The sequence below is a fragment of the Streptomyces sp. NRRL S-37 genome (assembly GCF_000721605.1).
In the GTDB taxonomy this organism is placed as follows: Bacteria; Actinomycetota; Actinomycetes; order Streptomycetales; family Streptomycetaceae; genus Streptomyces.
The window spans coordinates 264,288-290,982 of the sequence record NZ_JOIZ01000007.1; the positions used below are offsets into that span (position 1 = coordinate 264,288).

A 26,695-nucleotide genomic window follows, 5' to 3' on the forward strand; every position below is an offset into this window, starting at 1 on the left:
TGGGGGAGTTTGAGGACGAGGCCCGTTCAGGGCCGAAGGGGGGCCTGGGGGCGCAGCCCCCAGGGGACGGTCACCACAACACGGGCAAGCTCCACACCCCGGTGTGAACAACGCACCCACCCCACGACGCGCCGCAGGCAATTGGCACTCCGCTTGACCGAGTGCTAATCGCAGTCATAGTCTCAGGTCTGGCACTCCCCCCTGGAGAGTGCCAAACACGCGACGGGCAGGTCCGGCACCCGCGACGACGGATCCACCTGGTCGCCACCTCAGACAGTTAACCCCGTGAGATCTCCGAAGGGGGAGGTCGGATCGTGACGACCGCCAGCTCCAAGGTTGCCATCAAGCCGCTCGAGGACCGCATCGTGGTCCAGCCGCTCGACGCCGAGCAGACCACGGCTTCGGGCCTGGTCATTCCGGACACTGCCAAGGAGAAGCCCCAGGAGGGCGTCGTCCTGGCCATCGGTCCGGGCCGCTTCGAGGACGGCAAGCGCGTCGAGCTCGACGTGAAGGTCGGCGACGTCGTTCTGTACAGCAAGTACGGCGGCACCGAGGTCAAGTACAACGGCGAGGAGTACCTCGTCCTCTCGGCCCGCGACGTCCTCGCGATCGTCGAGAAGTAAGGGAGATCCGGGGGTCACCCCGGACGACCCGACCTCGTAGCAAGCACTTTTGCTCGAACCACTGCGCCCCTGGCCCCAGCATCCGACAAGGACCGGGCGCCCGGGGCGCAGTGATTTCACCCAGAATTCCGAGAGGGCTCCCGCTGCCATGGCGAAGATCCTGAAGTTCGACGAGGACGCCCGTCGCGCCCTCGAGCGCGGCGTCAACAAGCTTGCCGACACGGTGAAGGTGACGATCGGTCCCAAGGGCCGCAACGTCGTCATCGACAAGAAGTTCGGCGCCCCCACCATCACCAACGACGGTGTCACGATCGCCCGCGAGGTCGAGATCGAGGACCCGTACGAGAACCTCGGCGCGCAGCTGGTGAAGGAGGTGGCGACCAAGACCAACGACATCGCGGGTGACGGTACGACCACCGCCACCGTGCTGGCCCAGGCGCTGGTCCGCGAGGGCCTGAAGAACGTCGCCGCGGGTGCCTCCCCGGCGCTGCTGAAGAAGGGCATCGACGCGGCCGTCGCCGCGGTCTCCGAGGACCTGCTCGCCTCGGCCCGCCCGATCGACGAGAAGTCCGACATCGCCGCCGTCGCCGCGCTGTCCGCCCAGGACCAGCAGGTCGGCGAGCTCATCGCCGAGGCGATGGACAAGGTCGGCAAGGACGGTGTCATCACCGTCGAGGAGTCCAACACCTTCGGTCTGGAGCTGGACTTCACCGAGGGCATGGCCTTCGACAAGGGCTACCTGTCGCCGTACTTCGTCACGGACCAGGAGCGTATGGAGGCCGTCCTCGACGACCCGTACATCCTGATCACCCAGGGCAAGATCTCCTCCATCGCGGAGCTGCTGCCGCTGCTGGAGAAGGTCATCCAGGCCAACGCCTCCAAGCCGCTGCTGATCATCGCCGAGGACGTCGAGGGCGAGGCCCTGTCGACCCTGGTCGTCAACAAGATCCGCGGCACCTTCAACGCGGTCGCCGTCAAGGCCCCCGGCTTCGGTGACCGCCGCAAGGCGATGCTGCAGGACATGGCCGTCCTCACCGGCGCCACGGTCGTCTCCGAGGAGGTCGGCCTCAAGCTCGACCAGGTCGGCCTGGACGTGCTGGGCTCCGCCCGCCGCGTCACCGTCACCAAGGACGACACCACGATCGTCGACGGCGGCGGCAACAAGGAGGACGTGACCGGCCGCGTCGGCCAGATCAAGGCCGAGATCGAGACCACCGACTCCGACTGGGACCGCGAGAAGCTCCAGGAGCGCCTCGCGAAGCTCGCCGGCGGCGTGTGCGTCATCAAGGTCGGCGCCGCCACCGAGGTGGAGCTGAAGGAGAAGAAGCACCGTCTGGAGGACGCCATCTCCGCGACCCGCGCCGCGGTCGAGGAGGGCATCGTCTCCGGTGGTGGCTCCGCGCTGGTCCACGCCGTCAAGGTCCTCGAGGGCAACCTCGACAAGACCGGCGACGAGGCCACCGGTGTCGCGGTCGTCCGCAAGGCCGCCGTCGAGCCGCTGCGCTGGATCGCCGAGAACGCCGGCCTCGAGGGCTACGTCATCGTCTCCAAGGTCGCCGAGCTCGAGAAGGGCAGCGGCTACAACGCCGCCACCGGCGAGTACGGCGACCTGGTCAAGGCCGGCGTCATCGACCCGGTCAAGGTGACCCGCTCCGCCCTGGAGAACGCCGCCTCCATCGCCTCCCTGCTCCTGACGACCGAGACCCTGGTCGTCGAGAAGAAGGAAGAGGAAGAGCCGGCCGCCGCCGGTGGCCACGGCCACGGCCACGCCCACTGACGACGTAAGGTCGCCAGAACCTGAGCGAAGGCCCGGCACCCCCGGAAACGGGGTGCCGGGCCTTCGCCGTACTCGCGGCCGCACGTCGGACGGCTGATCGCGGAACCGCGCCACGGCCCGCGAGGTCTTTCCCCACGGTATTCGGAACAGGAGGGGGACGGGATGAACCAGGTGCTCTACGGGGAACGGTCCCGCAACCCGCTGGCGCGGACCGTGGAACTCACCGAGGCCGGGCTGCGCAGAGGAGGCCGGACGACACCGCCGGCCGAACTGAACCTCGGCGCCATGGCCGAGGCGTACCTGCGGGGGTGCTGGCTCGGTGGCGGCGGCACGGAACGCCCCCTGGCCTCGCTGCCGCAGGGCCCCGGCATCGTGCCGGTCACCCGCGTGACCGGCACGACCAAGCCCCTGAAGGTGCGCCGGGCCGCCGACTTCGCCCGTGCCCTGGGCGAGTGGGCGGTCCGCGGGTGCGGCGGGGCGGACCAGGTGGCCGCGCTCGCCGCGCGGGCGCGTGCGGAGGGCGTACCGCTGTGGATCGCGCGGCGTTACGCGCCCGGCCCCGCCGGACCGGTCGCCGTCGCCGTGGACCGGCGCCTGGTCCGCGTGGACGTCTGGGGCCCGCACGCCCCCGCCGTACGCCTGCGGGCACCGTACGGCTTCCGCGGCGACTCCACCGTCCCGGGCAGCGGCCTGGTCATGACCGTCGGTGACACGACGGCCCGGCTCGTCCTGCAGAAGAAGTTCCGCAAGTCGAGGAGCAGCGTGGAGATACACCTGCCCGACCGGCACTGGACGCTGCGGCGCGAGAACGCGGAGAGCTCGTGGCTGCTGCGCGACGGCCGGCGGGTCGCACTGCTGACCCGTCCGTCCCGTTGGCCGGGCCCTCCGCCCGGCACCGTGCTGCTGCCCCTGGCCACCGTGCACCACGAGAGCCCCGATCCCCTGGACGCCGTCATGGCCCACGCGGTCGCCGTCTCCTTCGGCCTCGGGGACACGACGGGCCTGGCCAGGTTCCGCCCCCGCCCCCGCTCCGAGTCGGACACCGCCGCCTGGGACCTCCCCTGGTTCAGCAACCTCGGCACCGACGGCGACGACAACGAACGCGGCGGCGGCGACGGCTGGGGCAGCGACGGAGGAGACGGCGGCGACGGAGGCGGAGGCGGCGGCGACGGCGGCGGTGACGGGGGAGGCGGCGGGGGCGGCGACTGACCGGCCCGGACTCAGCGCGTCGCGACCAGGACGACGCTGCCGAGCACGCTCGTGAGCACGAAGAACGGCGCGTTGAGGACCCCGTAGTACAGCGGGCGCGGGAAGTTCGGGTTGATGGCGATCTGGAAGGTCATCGCTCCGAGATAGCCGACGCCGACGAGGAGCCCGAACACCACGGCGTCCCCCATGCCCGTGATGTCGAGCGCCTCGACGAGCACGGCGCTGGTCAGGACGGTGACGAGGAGGCACACCGGCGGCCCCGCCATGGCCAGGGCCGTCTGCGCGGGCGCCGGCGCGCCCTCGCGGCCGAGCGCCACGGCGTACGGCTTGGCGATCACGACCGCGAACCAGACGCCGGCGAGCAGGACCGAGGCGACGGCCGTGACGGCGACGGCCCACCAGTTGATGTCGGCGAGAACGGAGAACACGCGCGGGCTCCTTGTGGACGGGCGGTCCTCGCGACCGCCGGGGGCACGAGTCTCGGCGACGTACAGGACAGGGTGTGTCCGCTTCCCGGCGGAGCCGGTCGGCTTCCCGGCGGAGCCGGTCAGCCGTCCTGCCGCAGCAGGAACCGCACCGGTTCCGCCAGTGCCGCCCGCGCCCCTTCGGCGTCCCCCAGCCGCGCCGCGAGGGTGGCCTCCGCGAGCCGTGCGGGCAGCGCCTCCGCGAACTTCAGGCCCCGTACGGCGTGCGGGTCCACGTCCGGCAGCGTCAGGCCCGTACCGGCGTCCGCCCCCGTACCGGTGTCCGCCACCGCCGCGCGCCACGCCCGCGGGGTGACGTCGTCGCGCAGCCGGACGAAGCGGTCGTCGACGTTGCGGTGCCGCAGGACGACGGAGGGGAGCGACGCGGCCAGGGTCGCGTTCGCCCGGTGCCCGGCCCAGGTCCACCAGCGCACGTCGCTGTCGCCCCGGCGGGTGATGACGGTCCCGGCCGGATGCACCACGTCCAGGTACCTCTCCCGGGCCGCCGCGAGCCTCGCCTCCGCCCGGCGGGTCAGGGACACGGGCGGGTCCCCGCCGAGCAGCACGTCCCGTACGGCACGGGCCAGGGTGAAGGACCGCACGCGCTGCGCCCCGAAGCCGCTCCACTTGGCGCGCCCGCCCTCGTCCACGGGTTCCACGAAGCAGCGCCTGCGCCGCCAGTCGATGTACGTCACCAGCCAGCTGCGGCCCGCCAGCAGCAGTTTGCGCGGGCCGTCGGTCTCCTCGGTCAGCAGGTCCGGGTCGGTGCGGCCGATCTCGGTCCGTCCGCTGAGCACGGTGAACTCGGGCGGCGCGGTGAACGAGGCCGTCAGGTTCATGAAGTGCCGCTGCCCGAAGCGGCGTTCGGCCTCCGGCCCGATGAACAGGGTGCCCGAGTCCCGCTCCAGCCAGCCCTGTTCCACCAGGTGCCGTACGACGGGTTCGGCGGCGGCGCCGAACGTGCCGAGGCCGCCCCACCACTCCTGCCACAGGTTCTCCCCGACCCGGTGCTCCTGGAGGCACAGCGCGAGCAGTTGCTGGGCCACGAGGTGCCGCGGCTCGGGAGGCGGGGTCACCGGCTCCACCCAGCCGCGCGACCAGGCGAGGAGCAGGGCCGCGGCGGCCAGGAAACCCTCGTCGCTCAACGCGAGGAAGAGGCAGTTGCGCCGGGTGCCGGGGCGGCGCCCGGTGCGGCCCAGGCGTTGCAGGAACGAGGCGACCGTCGCCGGGGCGTCGAGCTGGATCACCCGGTCCAGGTCGCCGACGTCGATGCCGAGTTCGAGGGTGCTGGTGGAGACGATGACGCAGTCCCGGGCCTCGGCGAACGCCTCCTCCGCGCGGCGCCGTTCGTCGGCGGACAGGGAGGCGTGCGAGAGGAAGGTGGTCACGCCGCGCAGCCGCAGCTGCTCGCCCAGTTCCTCGACGGTGCGCCGGCTCTCGCAGAAGACCAGGCGCTTCTCGCCCCGGTGCAGGGCGGCGACGACGGTGGCGGCGTTGGCGACGGAGCCGACGTAGTCCAGTTCGACGTCGCCCGGCGGCGGCGCGACCGCGGCACCGGTGCCCGGCAGGGGCACCCCCGGCGCCACGACCCGCCCCGGCCGCGTGCCCAGCCCCGACCCCTGCAACCAGTCCAGCAGCTCGCGCGGATTGCCCACGGTGGCCGACAGGCCGATCCGCTGCACCGGCCGCCCGATGACGTGCTGGAGGCGTTCCAGTACGGCGAGCAGGTGCCAGCCCCGGTCGTCGCCGGCGAAGGCGTGCACCTCGTCGACGACGACGCTGTGCAGCCCGGAGAAGAACGCCCGGTGGTCCACGTGCGTGCTGACCAGCATGGCCTCGAGCGACTCGGGCGTGGTGAGCAGGATGTCGGGGCGGTTCGCCAGGATGCGGCGGCGACGGGTGGAGGCGATGTCGCCGTGCCACGGCTCGGCGGTGCGCCCCACCCAGCCGCTGTACGTCTCCACGCGCGGGTGCAGGTTGTTGAGCAGGGCCTTCAGCGGGGTGACGTACAGGATGCCGGTGCCCTTCCAGCCCTCCCGCTGCGCGCGGGTGAGCAGGGGGAAGACGGCGGCCTCGGTCTTCCCGCCGGCGGTCGGCGCCAGCAGGACGGCGTCCTGACCGGCGAGCACCGGCCCGATCGCCTCCTGCTGCAACGGCCGCAGCGAGCGCCAGCCGAGCGAGTTGACGATGTGGTGGGTGAGGATCGGGTCGAGCAGGTCCAGCGCGTCGGCGCTCACGGCAGCTCCAGCTCCACGTCCCCGGCGCTCGCGGCCGCGTTGCGTTCCACCTCGTCCAGTTCCGCGCTCCGGACCGTGAGCGTGTAGTGCCGCCGGGGGTCGAAGTCGTCGAAGGCGTCGACCCGGTCGAGGACGTCGGCCACCAGTTTGCGCAGGTAGAGCCGGGGCGCGATACCGGCCCTGCCGCCCAGGGAGCCGGTCACCGCCCGCGCCAGTTCGTCGAGGTAGGCGTCGTCGGCGCGCAGGGCGACGCGTTCGGGGTTCCTGGCCGTCGCCGCGTACACCTGGCGCACCTTGCGGCCGAGTTCGCCCAGGGAGGCGAGGTCGAAGCCGCTCAGCCGGAGCTGTACCGCGCGCGGGGAGTCGAAGCGCGGGTCGGTGGTGAAGTCGGTCGCCAGCCGCTGGGCGAGCGGTGCGAGGCGCTGCACGCCCTGCTGCCCGTCGTAGAAGGCGGGGGTGCCGGTGATGACGAGGAACAGTCCGGGGAACCGGCCGGCGTCGATCTCGTCGAGGAACTGCCGCAGCGCGTTGAGGGACTTCTCGCGCACGTCACCCCGTACCCGCTGGAGGGTCTCCACCTCGTCGAGCACGAGCAGCAGTCCGGGGTGGCCGCAGTCCCGCAGCACCGTCAGCAGCCCCTGGAGGAAGCCGAGGGCGCCGAAGTGGTCCAGGTCGCCGCGGACCCCGGCCGCGCGCTTGGCCGCGGCGGCGACGGACCGCTGCCCGCCGAGCCAGGCGATCAGCGCCTCGGCGCGGGCCCCGTCACCGGCCGCCACGGCGTCCCGGTAGCCGCGCAGGGCGGCGGAGAAGGCGGGGGTGGTACGGGCGACGTCGGCGAGCCGGCGCTCCAGCAGTTCGTCCACGGCCCGGCCGAGTCCGGCCTCGTCGTCCTCCTCGGCCTCTCCGGCGTCGAGGACCTCCTCCTCCAGCGCGTAGAACCACGAGTCGACGACGGCGCGCAGCGCGGACGGCGGGTGGGTGGCGGTGGTGAGGCGTTCGGTGAGCCGCCGGTAGACCGTCTCCAGCCGGTGCAGCGGGGTCTCCGTCTCGGAGATCTGCACCTCGCTGACGGCCAGTCCGCGCCGTTTGGCGCGTTCGGCGAGCCAGCGGGCGAAGAAGGTCTTGCCGGAGCCGTACTCGCCGCGCAGCGCGTGGAAGGCGGAGCCGCCGCGGGCGACGGTGGCCAGGTCGTCGTCGAGGGCCTGGGCGAAGCGGTCCAGCCCGACGGCGAACAGCCCGAGCCCCTGGTGCGGCACGGTGCCGCGGCGCAGGGCGTCGACGACGTCGCGGGCGCGTGCGGCACTGATGCCGGGCCGTTCGCCGGGGGTGTCCACGGCGGTGGTGCTCATGCGGGGGTGCCTCCGGTGAACTGCTGCCGCAGCAGCTCCTTGTCCAGGTGGACGGTGCGGCCGGACTCGACGAGCTGGAGCACGGGGTAGCCGTCGATGTTCAGCAGCCGCTCCAGCACGGTGACGAACCGTTCCGGGTTGCGCTGCGACTTGCCGGTGGCGGACTGGGCCGCCGCCGCGACCGCGGCCGGGGACAGCTTGCCCCCGGCGGTCAGCAGCGCGTCGAGCGCGGCGGCCACGGCGGTGTCTGCGGGCGGCAGCCGGACGAAGTCGCGCTGCGACCGGTACGCCGCGCTGCGCACCGTCTCCTCGCCGGGGGTGCCCCGGCCGGGCTGCGGGAAGAGGCTCTCCTCCTGCGGGGCGGCCTGCCTGCGTCCGCGCCCCTGCGTCTTCGGCTCGGGTACGGGTCCGGCCGCCGGGCCGGTGCCGCCCCGCCACCAGTCCGGCACGGTGTCCTCGGCCGGCAGGGCCGTCCATCCGGCGGGGATGCGGCTGTCGGACGGGACGAAGGCGAGGACGGGCACGGTGACCTCGGCGAGGGAGGCGCCGCCGTGGTAGCCGGCCTGGCGGGCGGTGTAGCGCAGGTCGTCACGCCACGCCGCGGTGATCCGTCCGCCGTCCGCCCGTACCCGGGGCCCGGCGAGCGCGACCTCGCCCGGCCCGGCGGGGCCGGTGCGCCAGCGGGCCCCCCGCACGCCGTCGGCGGGGGTGGGGCCCGTGTCCCGGGGGCTCCGGTCGAGGACGTGCCCGTGGTCGGAGACGAGCAGGACCGGGCGGCCGCTGCCGCGTGCCGCGTCGAGGAGGTCGGCCAGTTTCGCGATGTCCCCGGTGCGCCACCGGGCCCGTCCGCTCTCCCGTCCGTCGGCGAGGGCGTCGTCGATGGTGTTCACGACCACCCCGACGATCCGCTCCTCGTGGGCGAGTTCCTCCAGCAGGGCGGGGGCGAGCCGGTGTCCGGCCGTGCCCTCGTAGCCGCCCTTGTGGAAGAGGACGGAGCTGCGCCTGCGCTTCTTCCAGAAGGCGGTGAACCCGGCGCGTTCCACGTCCTGTCCGCCGTCGGCGGCGGTGCCGCAGAGCAGGGAGGCGCGGCTGACGCGGGTCACGGTGGGCAGCATCGCGACGGCGGCGAGCCGGCCGGGCCGGTGTCCGGCGGGCGCGGCCGGGCAGATCTCCGTCCACGCGCGCGGGTCGAGCCCCGCCGCGAGGTCCACGGCGACGTCGGCGCTCATCCCGTCGAGGACGAGGACCAGGGGCCGTCCGCCGTCGCGGGCGAGGGGCGCGGCGACCTCCGCGAGCACGTCCTCGATCAGCAGGGCCCCGTTCGGCGCCTGCTGGGAGGCGGCCTCGGTCCAGGTGGCCAGGTTCCGCGCGAACCGTTCGTCGAGCTCCCGCCGCCGGTCCCGTACCCGGCCGATGAGCCGGTGGTACGCCTCCCCGAGCACCCCGTCGCGGGAGGCGTCGCCCTCGGCCAGGATGCCGACGGCCAGATCGGCCCGGCCGGTGGACCGCAGGTGTTCCCGTACGGCCTGGCCCACCGAGGACGCGTCGGGGGCCGGGGTGTCGAGCCACCGCACCAGGCGTACGGCGGTCCGCGCGCGTTCGGTGGACTCGCCGTACAGGGTGGCGAGCTGGTGGTCGGCGAGCCGGCGCAGCGCGTCCTGCGCGGCTCCCGGACGTCCGTCGAGGGTGGCGGCGAGGGCGCGCAGCCGGCTCCGGTAGCCGGAGGGCAGCAGCCGGTCCTCGGCGAGCAGCGGGGTCAGCCGCGCGGTGTCGGCGAGCTGGTCGGCGCGTTCCAGTACGGCGACGACGCGGGCGCGGGCGTCCGCGCCGGCGGTGCCGCCCGCCTCCGCCTGGGCGATCCACCGGGTGAGGACGCCGGTGGCGGCGGCGGCGTACGGCGTGAGCGCGTCGAACGAGCCGAGCGCGTTGCCGAAGAGCGTGCCGAGGGCGAAACCGGCGTCGGCCGCGGCCGGGCAGCCGAGGGCCGCCGCGGCGAGCGCGCCGAGCGGCAGCGCGTCGGCTCCGCGCCCGTCGGCGGCGAGGGCGAGCAGGGTGGGCGCGGCGGGCCCGGTGACCTGGGCCAGCCACGCGGTGAGCCCGGCGCGTTCCGGTTCGGCCAGTTCGGCGAACCGGCGGGGTCCGGCCGGGCCTCGGCTCCAGTCGAAGAGGGTGTCGGCGTCCAGGTCGAGGGAGTCGGCGGCGGTGTCCCCGAGGCCGGTGCGGGCGGCCAGGAGGGCCCGCAGGGCCCGGTCGCGGGTGAGGACGCCGCCGACGCGCGGCCAGCCGCCGGAGGGTTCGGCGTCGAGGAGGGCGTCCAGCAGCCATTCCTCCCGGACCATCCGGGTGTCCAGGTTCTCCGCGCCGAAGAGCTGGGTGACGATGCCGGCCCGGTCCACGGCCAGCGGGCGGCGCCGTACCGCGTGTCCGCGCAGGTCCCAGCCGAGCTGGTCGGCGGGCACCGTGCCGGTGACGACGAGGACGCCGTCCTCGTCGGGGCCGGTGTCGGCGAGGTGCCGCTGCCAGGCCTCGGTGATGCCGAGCGGCGAGTCCTGGTCGGTGACGTGTACGCGGCGCGCGGTGCCGTCGATCCGGACGGTGAAGTCCCGTTCCTCGTCGCCGTCCGCCCAGACGGCGTCGACCAGCACCAGCCGCCGCCCCTCGGCGCGCGGCAACTCCGCCTCCAGCAGCACCTCGACGGCACGCCGCCCCGCGGCGGGCCGCGCCGGCATCAGCGCACCTCCCCGTCGCCGCCGTCCGCCCGACCGGCACGGTCCGCCCCGGAGGCACCGGCCCGCCCGGCCTCCCCGACCGCCGGGGAGCCGTACGCCGTCCGGGGGTCCCTGACGGTCCCCGAGGACGCGACGGTCCCGGCCGTCCGGCTGCCGTGGGCTGCCTCGGGGGCGTGGGCCGCCCCGGGGTTCCCGGCCGCCCGGCCGCCGTGAGCTGCCCCTGAGGCGTCGGCCGCCCCGGAGCCCTCCGTCCCCCGGTGCGCGACGGGGCCGTCGACCGGCTGCCAGACGATCTCGACGCCGGCGTCCGGGTGCGCGGCCCGGAAGGCGCGGATCTCCTCCTGCACGGCGGCCAGCTGCGCCGCGAGCCGCTGCTCCAGCGCGGTCGCGTCGCCCCCGGCCGGGATCAGCCGGCGCCCGGAGCGGCGCGGCGGAGCACCGCCCCCGGCCGTGTCCGCGAACGAGCCGGAGTCCACCGACGAGCCGGACCACGTGTCCGGTCCCGCCTCCGGTCCCGCCTCCGGCCGCTGCGGTACGCCGGGGTGCGAGGTGGCCACCTCCGGCTCGCTGACCCGCACGTCCGCCGCCGCGGGCCGCGCCGGCGGATCGGTGACGACGCTCTCCACCCGCAGCGCCGCGTTGATGATGGCGTTGGCCTGCTCCCGGACCCCCGAGAGCACCTGGGCCAGGGACCGCTCGAACTCGGAGGCCCGCGCCGCCTGCGCGATCTCGGTGAACAGCCGCCGCGCCCGGTCGCCGACCCCGTCCTCCCGCCCGGTCAGCCCGTGCACGTTCCGCAGCGCGGGCCAGTCGGTGCCGTCCAGCGCCGCCAGCACCTCGCCCGCGCTGCCCATGGCGGTGTTGAGGTCCCGCTCGCCGGCGGCCGGGGAGAAGGCGGCCAGCTCCCGCACCAGCGCGGTGGCGTCGCCGCCGTGCCGGGAGAGCCGGGCCAGCAGCCCGGCCGCTTCCCGCAGGAGCACGGTACGGGGGGCGCCCGGCTCGTCGAGTCCGAGCAGCGCGGCGTGCCGGTCCAGTGAGGCCCGTACCCCGGCGACGTCCCGCTCCCACGCCTCGGCGCGGGCGCGCAGGTCCTCGGCGAGCCGGTTGACGTTGCGCGCGTACAGCGCGGGTTTGGCGCTCACCCCGAACAGCCGGGCCGCCCGGTCCCGGGCCGCCCCGTACTCCTCCTCGCTGGGCAGCGGCTGCGCCCGCAGCGACCAGCCGGGGCCGATCTCCTGGAGCGCGGGCGCCTCCCGTTCCGGGCCGCCGCGCAGCACCCAGGCGCGGTCGTCGAGGAGGGCGTACGCGGCGATGAGGAGGTTGCCGGTGAGCCTGTCGAGTCCGGCGTACCCGAGGTCCTTGGCGATCCAGCCACGGATGTCCTCGACGTCGAGGTCGCCGCGCTGCTGGTGTCCGGCCGCGCACTGGTTGACGCGGGTGCGCCAGTCGCTGCGCATTACCAGCGGTCCGTCGTGGACGGTGCCGAGCTCCAGCGGTTCCACGATCCGCTTGACGGTCTTCAGGTGGTGGCTGTCGACGTTGTTGGCCCGTCCGCCCTCGTCCATCGCGCGGGTGATCCACTCCAGCGCGGTCCGCAGTTCGGCCGGGGTCACCGCCTTGCGCTGCCCGGTGCGGTCGGCCCCGAAGTCGGGGTGCTTCGGGTACAGCGCGGAGAACATGCCGTCGGCGAGGTGCAGCACGTTGGCCTCGAAGCCCTTGCCGCCCTCCTCCCTGGGCTGCGCGAACTCCGGCTGGAGGGACAGCACGTGGCGCCCGTCCGGCACCTCGGGTCCGGGGTTGGCGTCGGTGGGCCGGGCCAGCCCGTACACCTCGGCGAGCGCGCCGGTGAGCTGGTCGGTGAGGGTGTCGCGGGCCACTTCGAGCTGCCGCCGCACCTTGGCCCGGTCGTCGGGCGGGAAGGTGCCGGTGTAGTCGGCGAGCCGGTCCCGTTCCAGCAGGAACGTGATCCGCATCAGCCGGCCGAGCTGGGCGCGGCGCTGGTCGGAGAAGAAGTCGGTGAGCCACACCAGGGTCGGCGCGGTGACGCCGGACTTCCGCAGTTCCTCGACGCGGTGGTAGTCGTCGCTGGGGTAGTGGTCGCCGTCGTCGAAGGGGTAGTCGACGACGAACCGCACGTTGCCCGCGGTCGCCGGGGTGAACTGCTCGTCGGGCAGGTCGGCCCGGTCGCGCACGTTGCCGAAGACGAACTCGGCGATGCGCCGGGTGCCCCGCCAGACGATCTCCTTCTCGGCGACGAACTGCCCGTCGCGGACCCCGATCGCCTCCCACAGCCGGTCCCGCAGCCACACCCGGCGCACGCCCGCCTTGTCCTCCTCGGCGACGGCGTCGAGCAGCGGCTCGATGTCGAGGTCGGACAGGTGCAGCGAGAACACCGGGTCGGCCTCGCCGTCGGAGCGCACCTCGGACGGGAACGCGGCCTGGAGGTCCCGCATCCGCCGTACGACGACGTCCCCGGCGGGCACGGTACGGGAGCGCACCGAGCCGTGGTTGAGGGCGGCGAGCCGTGCCCCGGTGAGCCGCCGCAGCGCGGGCACGTCGGGGGCGAGCGCGCCGAGCAGCATCGTCTTCACGAACCGCTCGTCGGCCTGGAAGTCGGCGTGGGTGTCCGAGCCGTACTTCTCCAGCAGGTGGGCGCGGGCCTTCGCGGCGAACTTCACGGCCGCCTCCGACTCGCGCTTCAGCTTGTCGGTGAAGGCGGCCCCGGTGCCGTCCACGAGGACGTCCCACAGGTCGCCGAGGGGGATGAGCCGGCCGACGGCGGCGTCGGCGTTCCGCTCCAGGAGCTGCTGCACCAGTTTCAGGCCGGTCCGCTCCCGCTGGAGCGCGCCGGAGAGCGCGACCAGCACGTTCAGCAGGGCCGGGGAGAGCGGGTACACGGCCCGGAAGTCCGTCCAGTCGGCCTGGGTGGCGCCGCTGCCGTCGAGCAGGATGTCCTTGACCTGCTGCCCGGTCCGGTCGATCTTCGCGAACTCGGCCTCCAGGACCGTGTCCTTGCCGGGCAGCGGCTTCAGCACCCGCTCCTTGATGATCTCCGGCAGGTTGCGGTCCTCCAGGTCGACGGTGTCGAACCGCTCGTTGAGGTATTCGAGGGCCTGTTCCATCGCCTTGACGTCGGCGCCGAGCACGTCGGAGCCGACGAGCTGGGACAGGTCGCGCTGCCGGGAGATGAACGACACGATCGGCACCGGCCGGTCCGCGTCCCCGGACTCGATCAGCTTCACCAGCTTCTGGATCTCGCTGTTGACGAAGGTCCGGTCCCGCATGTGCGCCTGGAGCCACAGCACCAGCTCGTCCAGGAACAGCACCACGCCGTCGTACTCCAGCGAGCGGGCGTGCCGGCTGATCGCGGCGAGCCCGTTCTCCAGCGGCACGTACTTCGCCGCGTCACCGCGCGCGCTCTCCGCGTAGGACCGCATCGGCCCGGTGAGCAGCGCGGACTCCAGCCGTTCGCGGCGCGTGTCCCCGGCGGGCGCGGCGAACGCCTCGTCCAGCTCGGCGGCGGTCCAGGCGCCGCCCGCGCCGATGACCTGGAGTTCGTCGTCGTCCTCGTCCGCCGCGCCGCCGTCCTCGGCGGGCAGCAGCCGTACGAAGGCGTCGTCGCCGAGCTGCTCCCGCATCCGCCGTGCGTCGGCGAGCAGGGCGTCGGAGCGGAACACGGTCGGTGTCGGCGCGTCCGGGTGCTGTTCCCGTACGGCCCGTACGTATCCGCCGAGCAGCGCCTCGTCGAGGTTGGCGGCGCCCACCAGGTGGTACGGCACCATGAGGAAGCGTCGCCCGCGCAGCCACTCGTCGTGCTCGGCGATGACCTCCCGCAGGCGCGGTTTGGCGCGGGCGGAGGCGTCGCCGTTGAGCACGGCGTGCAGCACGGTCAGGAAGTGGGACTTACCGGCGCCGAAGGATCCGTGCAGGTAGGCGGCGTACGAGGCGTTCTTGCGGACGGCGCCGCGGACCAGCTTCAGCGCCTTGCCGAACTGCTCCTGGAGCTGTGGCGTGACCACGTACTCCTCGACCCGCCCCGCCGACCGGCCGCTGAACCCCTGGGACAGCTCGACCTTGAAGTCACCGGCGTAGACGTCCTCCTTGATGTCGAGCACGTCCCTCAGTACGACCGTCCCGCCCGCGCCCCTGGCCATCAGCCGCTCCCACTCCCCACAGCACACGCCCGGCCACCCCCGCGGCCGGGCTTCCTTTCGGGGCCCGCGCGGTCAGACCCGGGCGCCTCACATCTCCCTCCTTATCCTGCCAGCCGGGGCGCGAATCCCGGGCCGAGGAGCAAGAGGTCATGCGACTGGTACCGGATACTTGTACCATTCGACTGGTACGGTCTTCCCGTACCGGTTTCTGTGGAGGAGAGGCATGTCCATCACCGCCAGCGAGGCCCGGGCCAGGCTTTTCCCGCTGATCCAGCAGGTCAACGACGACCATGAGCCCGTGGAGATCACCTCCAGGGGCGGCGACGCCGTACTGATGTCGGCCGACGACTTCCGTTCCTGGCAGGAGACCGTCTACCTGCTGCGTTCGCCGGCCAACGCGGCTCACCTCATGGCGGCCGTCGCCGCGGACAAGGCCGCCGACACCCCGGTGATCACCAGGAGCATGGCGGAGCTGGAGGCGCTGGCGGAGGACGGCGAGTGAGGGACGTAAGGTTCCGTCCCACCGGGTGGGAGGACCTCCTGTACTGGCAGGCCGCCGACAAGAAGCTGTTCCGCAAGCTCATCCGTCTGATCGGCGAGATCCAGCGCGATCCCTTCACCGGTATCGGCAAGCCGGAGCCGCTGAAGGGGGATCTGTCGGGGTACTGGTCACGCCGGATCGACGACGAGCACCGCCTCGTCTACCGGGCCACCGAGAAGGAAGTCGTGATCATCAAGGCCCGGTACCACTACTGACGGGCCGGCGCGGCGGGCACCACGGCCCACACCGTCTTTCCGGGGGCGCCGGGGCGCGGAGCCGTTCCCCATTCCTTGGCCAGGGCGGCGACGAGGAGAAGCCCCCGCCCGCCGTCCTCCTCGCTCCCGGCGTCCCGTGCCTCGGGCAGTCGCTCGCCCCGTGCGTCGCTGACCTCGACGCGGATGTACCCGCCGTCCTCTCTGCTGAGCCGCAGTTCGGCGTCCCGGCCGGGCACCCGCCCGTGGGTCACGGCGTTGTTCGCCAGCTCGGCCACGATCAGCTCGATGGCGTCGTGCGCCGGGGTGCCGTGGTGCCAGCCCCAGGCGTCCATCTGGCAGGAGGCGAGCCGGCGGGCGAGCCGGGCTCCGCGCGGGGACGGGGTGAAGCGGAACGAGAGCACCGTCTGGTCGGCGAGCGGAAGCGGCAGCGCGGACCGCCGCTCCGTGCGGGGGGAAGTGGTCATGCCCCGAAGATCCCGCGCCCACACCCCCACCCACCAGCAGCGACGCCCCCACGACGACGCTCTGTCGGGGCGGTGGACGACGGTGTCGGGCCTGTCGGGGCGGGCGTCCGTTCTTCTTGCCCTCATGGAGCCGCAGGCTCCTGCGTCCCCCGTCGGTGGGCACACCTCGTCGTCGCGGCGGGCGCCGCCGGACTCGCGGTCGGCGTCGTCGGCGGCATGGTCGCGGCCGAAGTGGTCGACGAGGTCGGGGACTTCTTCGAGGGCGACGAGGAGGACGAGGGCTGACGCCACGCCGCCACGGCGGAAGGCGAAGGGCGCCGGAGCGGGGAGCGGGAGCGGGAGCGGAAGGTCGAAGAGGAAGCCCGCCGAGCCACGGGCCGCCATCCGGACCGTCACCGTCACCGGCACCGGCGGCCCCGACGGCGACTCCGGCAAGGACGAGCGGGCCGTGATCCACGAGGCGTGCCACGCCCTCGATCCACCGCCACCGCCCCGCGAGTCCACCCTCCGACCGGCCCCGCCCGTGCGGCGGGCCGCGCGCTTCGGCGCGCCGGCCCGCCACACGGCCGGATCACCAGTTCACACGCGCCCCGTCTCCCTTCCGCCGCTGCCCGTTCCCCGAGCGGACATCGTATAGACGCCCCGGGCCCCGCACGCCGCCCGGCGGGCCCGAGGTGCGGTCGCGCCCCCGCCCCAACTTCTACAGTAGTGTAGATTTTCAGGTCAGGGCCCGTACCGCGGGCCTCGACCGCACCTGCCGAGAAGGAGCACGCAGTGGGAGTTTCCCTGTCCAAGGGTGGCAACGTCTCGCTCAGCAAGGAGGCACCGGGCCTGACCGCCGTCCTGGTCGGTCTGGGCTGGGACGTCCGTACGACCACCGGCACCGACTACGACCTGGACGCCTCCGCGCTGCTCCTCGACACGTCCGGCAGGGTCCTGTCGGACCAGCACTTCGTCTTCTACAACAACCTCAGGAGCCCCGACGGCTCGGTGGAGCACACCGGCGACAACCTCACCGGTGAGGGCGAGGGCGACGACGAGGTCGTCAAGGTGGACCTCGCGGCCGTACCCGCCGAGGTCGACAGGATCGTGTTCCCGGTCTCCATCCACGACGCCGAGAACCGCGGCCAGAGCTTCGGCCAGGTCCGCAACGCCTTCATCCGTATCGTCAACCAGGCCGGCGGCGCCGAGATCGCCCGCTACGACCTGTCCGAGGACGCCTCCACCGAGACCGCGATGGTCTTCGGTGAGCTGTACCGCAACGGCGCCGAATGGAAGTTCCGCGCGGTCGGCCAGGGATACGCCTCGGGCCTGGCCGGGATCGCCGCCGACTTCGGCGTGGGCGTCTGACACCCCGCGGACGGCACGGCGCCGGGCCGGCTCCCCTCGGGGCCGGTCCGACGCCGTGTCCGCGCCGCTCCGAGAGCACCGCCGAAGCCTTCCACCCGTCAGGAGACCATGTGGCCGACCCACTGCGCCTTCGCCCGGAGGACAGGCCGGACTTCGAGGCGGTACTGCGCCTGGCGCTCGGCACCGCGGACGTACGGGAGGCACTGGGGGCCGATCCCACCGGCCGGGCCGCGGAGCGTCTGCGCCTGCGCGCGCTCGGGGACGCCGACGGGATAGCCGTCGCGGCACGCGCGGAATACGGCGCGTACCTCGCGGCGCGTACGTCGGCACGGTCCGGCCCGCCGTTCCACCCCGTGACCGGCAGCCTGCTGCCCGCCCTGGCGGTACTCACCCCGCTCGTCGCCACCGCGTCCGCCGCGGTCCTGCTCGTCCTCGGCTACCTGCTCCGACTGGCGGACACGGGAAGCGCCCTGCCCGGCTCGCTGATCACCGCCGGATGGATCCTGACGCTGATCGCGGGCACCAGCGCCCTCCTCGCCTTCGCCGCGCTGCTGAGAACGGCGGTGCGCGGCGGTGACGGGTCCGCGCACTCGGCGCGCACGCAGCGGGCCCGCCTGGACTGGCACCAGGCCCTGCTGCACCGGGGCCTGCTGCCCCACCTGCGCCGGCACCTGCGCGAGGAGCCGTTTCCGCACCCCGCCCCTCCACCGGCCGTCCGCCCCTCCCACCCCCACGACGCACACACCACCAGCAACCCTGAGGAGCACCCGTCCCATGTCGGTCAACATGAGCAAAGGCCAGCAGATCAGCCTCAGTAAGTCCGACGGCACCGCCCTGACGTCCGTCCGCATGGGGCTGGGCTGGCAGGCCGCACCCCGCAAGGGCTTCCTCGCCAAGCTCACCGGGGCGCGCGAGATCGACCTGGACGCCTCCGCCGTCCTCTTCGCCGCCGGGCAGCCCACGGACGTCGTCTTCTTCCAGCACCTGGCCAGCGACGACGGCTCGGTCCGGCACACCGGCGACAACCTCACCGGCGGCGCGGGCACGGGAGGCGACGACGAGTCGATCCTGGTCGACCTCGCCCGCGTGCCCGTCCACGTCGACCAGATCGTCTTCACCGTCAACTCGTTCACCGGCCAGACCTTCGCCGAGGTGCAGAACGCCTTCTGTCGCCTGGTCGACGAGACGACCGGCGCCGAACTGGCCCGCTACACGCTCACCGGGGGCGGCGAGCACACCGCCCAGATCATGGCGAAGGTCCACCGCTCCGGCGGCGGCTGGCAGATGAAGGCCATCGGCGCACCCGCCACCGGCCGTACCTTCCAGGACCTGCTCCCGGCCATCACGCCCCACCTCTGAGCACCACCACCGCCACGCCCGCGCCGCCCGGTCCGGGTCCAGGGGCAGCCGTGCCGTGGACGGAGGCGGAAGCGTGTGACGGTGAGTGACGGTCTCATTCCTGTCGGTGAGTACGGGAAACTCCGATACGTTCGTAGAGAACCCCCTGCTCGTTGCGGCGAGCAGGCGCGAGGCCCGCCGAGAACTCAGGCGGGCCTCTGCTTTTGCGGTGACCTCTTAAGGAACCTGACGGTAGACCTCGCGGCGGTTGCCCACGGTCAGGACCCACACGATGAGCCGGCCGTCCTCGACGGTGTAGACGACGCGGTAGTCACCGACCCTGAGCCGCCACCGGGCCTCGTGCCCCCGGAGGGCCTTCACGTCGAACCCCGCCGTGTCTCCCGCGTCCATCGCCTTCTGGAGTTCGGTCAGGCGGTACAGGACGCGCAGGGCGTCGGGGCGCGGGATCTTGAGCATGTCCCGCTGGGCGTGCGGGGTGAAGCGCGTGACGTACCCCATGTGCGTCAGCCCTGCTGGTCGCGGAGCAGAGCGGCCATCTCCTCGAGCGAGACCGACCCGTCGGTGCCCTCGGACTCTGCTTCATCGGCCAGCCGGTTGAGCCATGCCTCTTCGGCGTCCTCGGCGAGTCGGCGCAGCCGCTGGTACTCCTGGATGTCGATCACGACGGCTTCCTGCTTGCCGCGCCGAGTGATGATCGTCGGCGTCTCCTCGCGGCGGGCGCGGTCGATGACGTCGGCGAGGTGGCTGCGGACCTCGGCCATGGACTCGACTACCGGTTCGCTCATGTCACGAATGTAGCAGATGTACATGAAGGTCGGGCTGCCGGTGACGTGTCGTCGCGCCGCTGCTCTGCGGACCGGCATGGGGCGGTGGTGGGGTGAGGCAGCGGCGGCAGAGGGTTTCGTCGCCGGTCGGCCGGAAGAGGGTCGCCTGCACGTGGTCGCCCTCGCATTCGCGGAAGGCCGCGAGGCGGCTGGACGGGCGTGCGGGGGCGGGGAGTCCGGCGATCGGGATGGCGTCGGGGACCGGCGCGGGCGGCACGTCGCGGAGCAGGTAGCGCAGGAGGCCGCCGGGGCGGTGGACCGGCGTGCCGTCGTCGGGGAGGCCGCGCAGGATGTGCGTGCGGACGGCGGTGGGGGTGTGGCCCGCGGCGAGCCAGCGGGAGACGAGCCGGGCCAGCTCGTCGTGCATGCCGCGCGGGATGCGGCGCAGGTCGGGGGAGAGGCGGGGGAGGGCGGCGACGAGGGCGCGGGCGGCTTCGGGGGGCTCGGTCGTCTCGGTCGCTTCCGGGGCGGGCTCCGGCTCCGGGTCCGGCTTCCGCTCCGGCCCGGCGGGACGGTGGGAGGTGTTTTCCCCGGGGGCTTTTCTTGGATGACCGTCGGTGGGCGGAGGGGTCGGAGTACCGGCGGCCGGAACGCGGGCACTCGGTGCGAGCTGGGGCGACGCGGAGGCGTCGGATACGTGTACGGGCATCCGGGCGAGGATCTTGGCGGCCTCGGCGGCGCTCAACGGCACGTTGGAGACGAGCTGTTGGGTGACCCAGTGACCACCGGGCCCCTGCACCCGTCGCTCGTGCACGAACCCCTCCTCCTTGAGCTGCCGCTTGGCCCGCGTGAAGGCGCACGCCCCGATGCGGGCGCGCTCGGCGGTGCGTGACAGGGGCTCGCGCGCCCCGTCGGGGAGGGAAAGCTGCCAGGTCAGCAGCCGCACGGCGTCGGAGGACAGCCGGGGGTGCCGGATGAGGTCGTGGGAGAACTGCGTGAAGGCGCGCGGGGGCGCGATATGGTGCCGGTAAATCACGGTGGAGTCGCTTTCCACTGGTGGTTCAAGGCCCTCGCGGACGGGTGCAACCGGCCGCGGGGGTCGCCTTCGTTCCGTGCCCGGCGTGGCACGCGGAAGACGTGATGTCGAGGCGACGCTACCGCACGCAGCGTGTGCGGATGAACGCATTGAGTGAAGAAGGCTTTCGCGGAGGGCGACCACGTGTCAGTGGGGTCCGTCGACATGGGCGACTCCGGTGACGAGGTGACGCATCGCATCGGCCGCTCCGCTGGGTTGGGTCTCCTGTGCGACGGGGAGAACAACGAACAGTTGATGCATCCAGGGGCATAGGGGGCTCTGCGTGGACGCGGGGGAACTGGCGGGCTTAGCGGTGGGTGTGGTGGCCGCAGTGGCGACGGGGGCGGCCACCGGCGTGGGGGAAGGGGCGGGCACGGCGGTCGCCGACGTGGTGCGCGCCCGCCTCTCGTCGACGGAGCGGGGACAGCGGGCCCTGGAAGGCCTCGACGCGGATCCGAACGCCGCGTCGGCCCGGTCCGCGGCCAGGGGCGTCCTGCGCGAGGAGATCGAGGCGGATCCCGAACTTCAAAACCGCCTGGAACAGCACCTGTCCGGGATCGTGGCACATTCCTCCGTGGTGATCACGGGAGGCCGGGTCTCCCGCAGCCCGATCGCGAACGGTCCGCTGACGATCAACAACACACGTCAGGCACGGGGGTGGTTCGCCGCTGCGGCGGCTCTGCTCGTGGCGCTCCTCGCCCTCGCCTCCTACGGCGCGGTTCAGATCTTCGGAGCAGACGACTCTCCGGGGACATCGCCACAGGGGAGGGAGCAGAGCGGCCTCCGGCCGACTGAGGGCGGCGAGGGCCCGTCCGACCGGAGCGGTGACAGGGCGGTGGACACCAGCGGCTTCCTGTCGACGACCGAGACCGAGCGGATCCTGCCCACCTTGCAGGACATGCCGCCGAGCTGGACTCCGTACCGAGAGGCACACGTCTCCTCGGCGGAGGAGCCCGGACGGTGCCACCAGGGCCGGGTGGAGTACGAGTCGTTGGAACCGGACGTCGGGTTCCTGGTCGCGGAGTTCACCGTCTACGCCTGCCCCAGCGCCGACACGGCCGGCGCCTGGTACGAGGAGGTGCTCGGCTGGCAGCAGGGTTACGACGAGACGAACCCGATCTCCATGCCGCGCTTCGGCGACGAGAGCACGGCGCTCGTCTACTACAAGGCCCCCGAGGACAACACCACGGCGGTCTCCTTGGTGCGCACCGGAACCGTTCTCCTCATGCTGAAGTACGCGCACGTGGACGATCAACCCGAGTATGCGGCACACGTGCAGGAGCTGACCGCGATCTTCACCGGTCTGGCCACGGGCTGACGAGCCGGGGTCCGGCGGATTCGGCCGGCGGTCCGCACGCGGTCAGGTCCCGGTGCGTACGTCGTGACGGCGCGCGGGGAGGCGTTCACCCGTACGACGCAACTCGTGGGGATTCCGGCCCGGTCGGCACGGAGGGCGTCCTACGGTGCGAGCACGGGTGACCGGTGGACGGGTGTGCTGAGGGGGCGGGTGCGATGGAGTCGGGAGCGGACTCGGGTGCGGGCGTGGAGGGTGGCACGGGCGCCGATTCCAGCGGGGAGTTCCTGCGGTGCTTCGGGCGGCAGATGAAGCTGTTGCGGGAGGTCGCGGGGCTGACGCAGGCGCAGTTGGGGGAGCGGGTCGGGTACGGCGAGGCGCAGATCGCGGCGGTGGAGCAGGGGCGGCGGATTCCCCGGCCGGAGCTGGTGGATGCGGTGGATCGGGAGGTGGGCGGGCGGGGGCTGCTGGTGGCCATGAAGGGGGAGGTGGCGAAGGCTCGGTATCCGGGGTTCTTCCGCGAGTTCGCGGCCTTGGAAGCCGACGCTGCCGAGTTGCACGCCTACGACTCCCATGTCGTCAACGGCTTGCTGCAATGCGAGGAGTACGCACGCGCAGTTTTCAGCATGTGGCGGCCACTGCTTGATGCGGAGACCATCGAGCAACGGGTGTCGGCGCGTTTGGACCGGCATAAGTTGTTGGCTCGGCGCCCTAAGCCGCTGCTGAGCTTCGTGATCGAGGAGACCGTTCTGCGTAGGCCCCTTGGGGGCGCGGAGGTCATGCGAGCCCAATTGGAGCACCTGTTGCTCATCGGACACGAACGCAACGTAGAGCTACAGGTGATGCCGACCGGACGCGACGAACATGCCGGAGTCGCTGGCCCCTTCACGTTGATCCTCACGCGGCAACAACGGAGGATGGCGTATACGGAGGTGCAGAGCAACAGCGCCCTGCATACGGTGCCAGCGAAGGTCCAGGGGTTCGAGTCCACGTACGGAGTCCTGCGGGCGCAAGCGATGACCCCCAGGGAGTCGCTGGCCTGGATCGAGAAGCTCTTGGGAGAGTTGTGAACGCCAACGACGATCAGGCAGCACAGGTGACCTGGGTGAAGAGCAGCTACAGCGCTGGTGATGGTGGCCAGTGTGTCGAGGTCGCGGATGCTGGTTCGGCAGTTCTGATCCGCGACTCCAAGTGCCCGGACGTGGCGATCCTCAACGTGCCGTCCGCCCAGTGGACGGCGTTCGTGCGGATGGCCACGCGCGACTGAGACGAACGGAGGGGCGGTGGGGAGCCGTTGATGCTCCCCACCGCCCCTCACTCATGCCCGAAGGGCACGGCTTTGCTCACTCGCTCTTCTTGCGCCGCCCGCCTGCCTTCTTCTCGGGACGCCAGTTGACGAGATCCGCCTCGGACAGCTCGCGCTCCGCGCGGCCGGTGTCGAGGGCGGCCTGGAACTCCTCGGCGGGGTTGCCCTCCCACTCCTCGTCGTACTCCCCGTACCACTGGTGCACCCAGGGCAGCACCTCGCGCAGCCCGGCGAGGAGCGGGACGAAACGGGGGTCGTCCTTGGCCCAGCCGCCGGTCTCGACACGGTCGCGGATCAGGCTGACGAGGGCGTCGGCCTGGTCGCGGTGGTTCCAGCCGGCCCAGCCGAGCAGGAGAGAGCCGTCGGCCTCGGGGGAGGCGCCGGGGTAGGAGATGAACCGCTCCTTGGGCACGTCGAGCTTGCCGCGGTTCGACCAGTAGGAGTGCTTGAGGAAGTCGGCGCTCGTGTACTTCGGCGGCACCTTGATGTCGAGCCGCTTCCCGGTCCGGTCTTCCTCCCGCTGCTGCTCCCAGACCTGCTCCCACTGTGCCCGCTTGCGCAGCCCGGAGTCCTTGTAACGGAGGGCGGCGAGATAGGGCACGTGCTCGGCCTCGAGGACGGCGGCGAGCACGGTGGCGAGGGAAGCGTCCCGCTTACCGAGGTGATCGGCGGCGTACAGCGCGGCAACGTCCTGCACGTCCTGGTCGTGCCGCAACTCATCGGCAAGCTGGTTGATGGTGAGCGGCCGGGGCACGGTGAACCCGTCCCGCTCCTCGAACCACAACTCCTCCCGCTCGGCGGCATCGAGCAGCCACTTCCGCAGAGCGGCGGCCTCGCGCTTCTCCCAGGGCTCGATGGACCAACGGCGCTTGTACTCCGGCCGTTCGATGAGGCGAATTTCCTTGTTGGCCTCGATGAGATCGATCCGGGCTTGGACGACCTTCTGATACGCCTCGGGCCAGTCGGCGGGGACCTCGGTGCAGCGGGCGGACCCGTGCCGCTCGAACCAAGCCGTCTCTGCACTGCTCCGGGCCAGTACGATTTCGAACGCGCGCTGCCCGAGGGCGAGTTCGGGAACGTCGGTCTCGGTGATGGTGGTCTGTGCGACCTCGTCAGTGGTGAGCAGCCCGTAGGCTCCGTAGACGGTCCAGTCCAGTTCCTCCTGCAAGAGGATCATCCGCGCCCGGATCCGCTCTTGCGCTCGGTGAGCTTCGTCGAGCGTTTCACGGGCAGGCATGGCGTTGTGTGTCAGAGTGGATGGCTCGTGTTGTTTCAACTCCTGCGCGAGCGCGTCCAGCTTTCGGCCGAGATCGAGGGGGAGGGTTCCAGGGATGGGAAGCTTTTTTAGCTTGGTCGAGGAAAACTGGTAGAACCGCTCCCAGGCTTGAGATTTGAAACCTTCATTGACGCCTTGACTTCCTTTGTCATGGCTCACCTGCTTCATCCAAAAGCAAGCGGCTGAGGAATTCAGCAAGCCGAGCAACTCTAGATGTTCTTCCTCGGATGCTCCTTCTGGTAGCTTGATAGCCGGGGCTGTTTGCTTGAATAGTTTACCGTCGCGATCCAGTGCGAAGTGATTGTGTGTAGCTACTTCGCCATAAGAGATTGTTAGGGGTAGGTTGAGGCGTTCTGCATAGTTCTCCAAGTGCTCATACCATGATCGGCCATGCTCCTCCAGGGTTCGGCCAAATAGGCCTCGGGAGCGCAGAAGGGATCGCGACGGCCACAGGCTCCGGGAGGGGAGGTGATCAGTCTCGGGTACAACCTTGCAGTGGGCTCTATCTGCGTATGGACTGCGTACCAGCAAGGAACCGTGCACGCCGAAATCTCGTACATTGTCTCCTACTACGAACCGCTCCACAGACTTGTTGTCTTTGAGTCGCATTGCTGTGGCCATGTCTGGAAGCGTCCAAGCTTCATCTTCACCGGGATTGGTCGTGCGTCCGATTACGTTGATGCGGTCGGAAAGTCGAGTCTCTGTACCGCTCTCCAGCTGTGCTAGGCAGTCGAGTGCTCCTCCACCAGACAGAGACCACGGGAACTTGCGGAGCTGGCTGCGAGGTGTATCGACGCATGACACCCAATCCGATTCGCTTCCCGGCGTCCCAATCTGAGCCGCAATCGCCTGCCACACCACCCCATCCGCAGGCCTCTCTGGCTGGCCAGGTTCCCCCCGAACTCCCAAGATGGCTCGAATAGTTTCACTCTTTCGAGCCAATTGATTGCGTCCGGCGAGAATCACGGTTGGCGTCCCATGCCCCGGAATGAAAGCCCCGGACGTATCGATGGCGTGCGTCAAATTAACCCTCGGGAAGAACTCCTCAATCAGCTTCTTCCCGAATTCCCGCTTCATGAAGGAATTAGCGGTGATCTGCCCGGTGAACCCCCCATCCCGATGGTCACCCCCCGCCCGAACCGCCAACTCGAAGATCCGCTGAGCAAACGGCACCGACAACGCATACTGCCGATAGCAAGCGTCATACGCAGCCTTGTAGTTCTTGTTCTCGTTCGCGTCCTTCACGGTGATGTACGGCGGATTCCCCACCACCACGTGGTAAGACCCCCGCCCGAGCAGATCCACCTCCCGCGCGAACCCCTCCACATCCTCGGTCCGGAAGTAGAACGGCTCGTTCTCCGCGAACAGCGTGTCCAGCGCCTCCGTGACCGTCTCCGCGCCCCGCCCATGCAGCAACGAGTCCGCCACAGCCACCCGAATAGGCAACCCAGGAGCCGCGCTCAACTCCCGCACGCCCCCCGCCTTCAGCGCGGCCACCAACAACCGGAACCGCGCGATCGCCACAGCGAACGGATTCTTGTCGGCCCCGTGGACGGACTCCAACGCCCGCCGCACCAGCACCCACGCCTCGGTCCCCGGCTCGGCCTCCCGCCACTTCCCCAGCAGCCGCTCGAACATCCCCAGCAGGAAGTGCCCGGAGCCGCACGCGGGGTCGATGCACCGCAGCCCCCGTACGACCTCCTCCCCACCGGGACCGTCCGCGAAGACCTCTCCGTCCCACCCACCGGGCCGGTACTTCCACGCCGGCGTGAGGCCGAACTCCTCCACCGCCGGTTCCAGCGTCAGGTCGAGGATGAACTCCTCCACGAACACCGGCGTCTGGAGCAGCGCGTACGTCTTCCGCGCGTGCTCCGACAGGTCCTGGTACAGATCACCGAGGAAACGGGTGTTCAGCTCACCGTCGGTGAAGTCGTGCACGACCTCGCCGTCCGCGCCCCGCTGCCGCCAGAACGCCAGCAGCGCCGTGGCCGCCTCGTACGACGGAAGGACCTCGAACAACGGGTTGTGCGCCGGATCGAACAGCCCCGCCACCGTCCGGTGGGACTGGGCCAGCGCCTCGAAGGACGCGAGCAGCCAGTCACGGTCGTTCAGCGAGGGGTTCCGCCGGAAGAAGTCGTCGTGCCGGTCCTGCGCCTCGGCCAGCCGGTCCCCGGGACCGGACAGCCACGCGTCCGGGATCAGCCCGTTGTCCTCGCTGAACCGCACGAACACACACGCCAGCACCCACGCGGCGGCGATCTGCACGACCCGCTCGTCCCGCCACGTCTCGTACATGGCGGCCGTACGCTCCGCCGCGACGGCCTTCTCGTACTCCGCCCGCAGCGCGTCCCGGAACTCCGGCTCGGCCTCGGTCCGCTCCCGCAGGTCGTCCTCCAGGAGCCGCGCCTGCGCCTGGAGGTCCTTCAGCAGCCGTGCGCCGTCCAGCGAGGCCCCCGACCCCTGCGTCCCCTCAGCCGTCACCGTCACAGCCGTACCTCACATCCCGCTA

At 71.8% G+C, this 26,695-nt stretch carries 21 protein-coding genes; 11 read left to right on the forward strand and 10 right to left on the reverse strand.

Annotation, left to right across the window (positions count from 1 at the left end; genetic code table 11):
* Positions 1-314 precede the first annotated feature (314 nt).
* The 3 genes from groES to IH50_RS42025 all read left to right on the forward strand — a co-directional run bounded on the left by groES (position 315) and on the right by IH50_RS42025 (position 3,609).
* Positions 315-623 carry a co-chaperone GroES gene (gene groES, locus IH50_RS0114150; protein WP_006130737.1) on the forward strand — a complete coding sequence of 103 codons (309 nt, stop codon included), beginning with the start codon at positions 315-317 and terminating at the stop codon, positions 621-623.
* A 148-nt stretch (positions 624-771) separates the two neighbouring features.
* Entirely contained in the window at positions 772-2,400 is a 1,629-nt protein-coding gene (gene groL / locus IH50_RS0114155) for a chaperonin GroEL (RefSeq protein WP_030861071.1), read from the forward strand.
* 162 nt (positions 2,401-2,562) lie between these two features.
* Complete coding sequence (locus IH50_RS42025) at positions 2,563-3,609, forward strand: hypothetical protein (RefSeq protein ID WP_030861072.1); 1,047 nt, start codon at positions 2,563-2,565, stop codon at positions 3,607-3,609.
* Positions 3,610-3,620: 11 nt separating this feature from the next.
* Here the strand turns inward: IH50_RS42025 and IH50_RS0114165 are convergent, their stop codons facing one another.
* The 5 genes from IH50_RS0114165 to IH50_RS0114185 form a co-directional block, all read right to left on the reverse strand.
* Entirely contained in the window at positions 3,621-4,037 is a 417-nt protein-coding gene (locus IH50_RS0114165; RefSeq protein WP_030861073.1) for a DUF1761 domain-containing protein, read from the reverse strand.
* Positions 4,038-4,156: 119 nt separating this feature from the next.
* Positions 4,157-6,310 (reverse strand): DEAD/DEAH box helicase, encoded by a 2,154-nt coding sequence (locus IH50_RS0114170; RefSeq protein WP_030861074.1) that lies wholly within the window; start codon positions 6,308-6,310, stop codon positions 4,157-4,159.
* The gene (gene brxD, locus IH50_RS0114175) at positions 6,307-7,659 is read right to left on the reverse strand and encodes a BREX system ATP-binding protein BrxD (RefSeq protein WP_037872374.1); all 1,353 of its coding nucleotides are present in this window, start codon (positions 7,657-7,659) and stop codon (positions 6,307-6,309) included. The genes IH50_RS0114170 and brxD overlap by 4 nt, the downstream gene beginning before the upstream one ends.
* Positions 7,656-10,388 carry a BREX-2 system phosphatase PglZ gene (gene pglZ, locus IH50_RS0114180; protein WP_030861076.1) on the reverse strand — a complete coding sequence of 911 codons (2,733 nt, stop codon included), beginning with the start codon at positions 10,386-10,388 and terminating at the stop codon, positions 7,656-7,658. Before pglZ ends, brxD begins: the two co-directional genes overlap by 4 nt.
* Entirely contained in the window at positions 10,388-14,542 is a 4,155-nt protein-coding gene (locus tag IH50_RS0114185) for a hypothetical protein (protein ID WP_063759483.1), read from the reverse strand. Before IH50_RS0114185 ends, pglZ begins: the two co-directional genes overlap by 1 nt.
* A gap of 223 nt (positions 14,543-14,765) precedes the next feature.
* Between IH50_RS0114185 and IH50_RS0114190 the strand changes: the two genes are divergently transcribed.
* The gene (locus IH50_RS0114190) at positions 14,766-15,044 is read left to right on the forward strand and encodes a type II toxin-antitoxin system Phd/YefM family antitoxin (protein ID WP_030861080.1); all 279 of its coding nucleotides are present in this window, start codon (positions 14,766-14,768) and stop codon (positions 15,042-15,044) included.
* A complete protein-coding gene (locus IH50_RS0114195; RefSeq protein WP_030861082.1) occupies positions 15,041-15,298 on the forward strand; it encodes a Txe/YoeB family addiction module toxin in 258 nt (85 codons plus the stop codon). The genes IH50_RS0114190 and IH50_RS0114195 overlap by 4 nt, the downstream gene beginning before the upstream one ends.
* On the opposite strand, the gene IH50_RS43305 is transcribed toward IH50_RS0114195, so the two are convergent.
* Complete coding sequence (locus IH50_RS43305) at positions 15,292-16,146, reverse strand: ATP-binding protein (RefSeq protein ID WP_324617135.1); 855 nt, start codon at positions 16,144-16,146, stop codon at positions 15,292-15,294. The genes IH50_RS0114195 and IH50_RS43305 overlap by 7 nt on opposite strands.
* A 390-nt stretch (positions 16,147-16,536) precedes the next feature.
* Between IH50_RS43305 and IH50_RS0114205 the strand changes: the two genes are divergently transcribed.
* From IH50_RS0114205 to IH50_RS0114215, 3 genes are all read left to right on the forward strand, one after another.
* On the forward strand, positions 16,537-17,112 hold the full coding sequence (locus tag IH50_RS0114205; RefSeq protein WP_030861086.1) for a TerD family protein: 576 nt from the start codon (positions 16,537-16,539) through the stop codon (positions 17,110-17,112).
* 110 nt (positions 17,113-17,222) lie between these two features.
* Positions 17,223-17,930, forward strand: coding sequence for a hypothetical protein (locus IH50_RS37675; RefSeq protein ID WP_063759484.1), 708 nt, complete (start codon positions 17,223-17,225; stop codon positions 17,928-17,930).
* Positions 17,887-18,471, forward strand: a complete 585-nt coding sequence (locus IH50_RS0114215) for a TerD family protein (RefSeq protein WP_030861090.1) — start codon at positions 17,887-17,889, stop codon at positions 18,469-18,471. The genes IH50_RS37675 and IH50_RS0114215 overlap by 44 nt, the downstream gene beginning before the upstream one ends.
* A gap of 216 nt (positions 18,472-18,687) precedes the next feature.
* On the opposite strand, the gene IH50_RS0114220 is transcribed toward IH50_RS0114215, so the two are convergent.
* The 3 genes from IH50_RS0114220 to IH50_RS0114230 are packed head-to-tail and all read right to left on the reverse strand — an operon-like array spanning position 18,688 to position 20,271.
* Positions 18,688-18,969, reverse strand: a complete 282-nt coding sequence (locus tag IH50_RS0114220) for a type II toxin-antitoxin system RelE family toxin (protein ID WP_030861092.1) — start codon at positions 18,967-18,969, stop codon at positions 18,688-18,690.
* A gap of 5 nt (positions 18,970-18,974) precedes the next feature.
* A complete protein-coding gene (locus tag IH50_RS0114225; protein ID WP_037872376.1) occupies positions 18,975-19,256 on the reverse strand; it encodes a type II toxin-antitoxin system Phd/YefM family antitoxin in 282 nt (93 codons plus the stop codon).
* Position 19,257: 1 nt separating this feature from the next.
* Positions 19,258-20,271, reverse strand: a complete 1,014-nt coding sequence (locus IH50_RS0114230) for a hypothetical protein (RefSeq protein WP_051767305.1) — start codon at positions 20,269-20,271, stop codon at positions 19,258-19,260.
* 322 nt (positions 20,272-20,593) lie between these two features.
* Between IH50_RS0114230 and IH50_RS0114240 the strand changes: the two genes are divergently transcribed.
* From IH50_RS0114240 to IH50_RS0114250, 3 genes are all read left to right on the forward strand, one after another.
* On the forward strand, positions 20,594-21,628 hold the full coding sequence (locus IH50_RS0114240) for a hypothetical protein (RefSeq protein ID WP_158801218.1): 1,035 nt from the start codon (positions 20,594-20,596) through the stop codon (positions 21,626-21,628).
* A gap of 194 nt (positions 21,629-21,822) precedes the next feature.
* Positions 21,823-22,674: a helix-turn-helix domain-containing protein gene (locus IH50_RS0114245; RefSeq protein WP_030861100.1), complete on the forward strand. Its 852-nt coding sequence runs from the start codon at positions 21,823-21,825 to the stop codon at positions 22,672-22,674.
* A complete protein-coding gene (locus IH50_RS0114250) occupies positions 22,671-22,871 on the forward strand; it encodes a DUF397 domain-containing protein (RefSeq protein WP_030861102.1) in 201 nt (66 codons plus the stop codon). Before IH50_RS0114245 ends, IH50_RS0114250 begins: the two co-directional genes overlap by 4 nt.
* A 76-nt stretch (positions 22,872-22,947) precedes the next feature.
* Here the strand turns inward: IH50_RS0114250 and pglX are convergent, their stop codons facing one another.
* Entirely contained in the window at positions 22,948-26,673 is a 3,726-nt protein-coding gene (gene pglX, locus IH50_RS0114255; RefSeq protein ID WP_030861103.1) for a BREX-2 system adenine-specific DNA-methyltransferase PglX, read from the reverse strand.
* Positions 26,674-26,695: the final 22 nt, after the last annotated feature.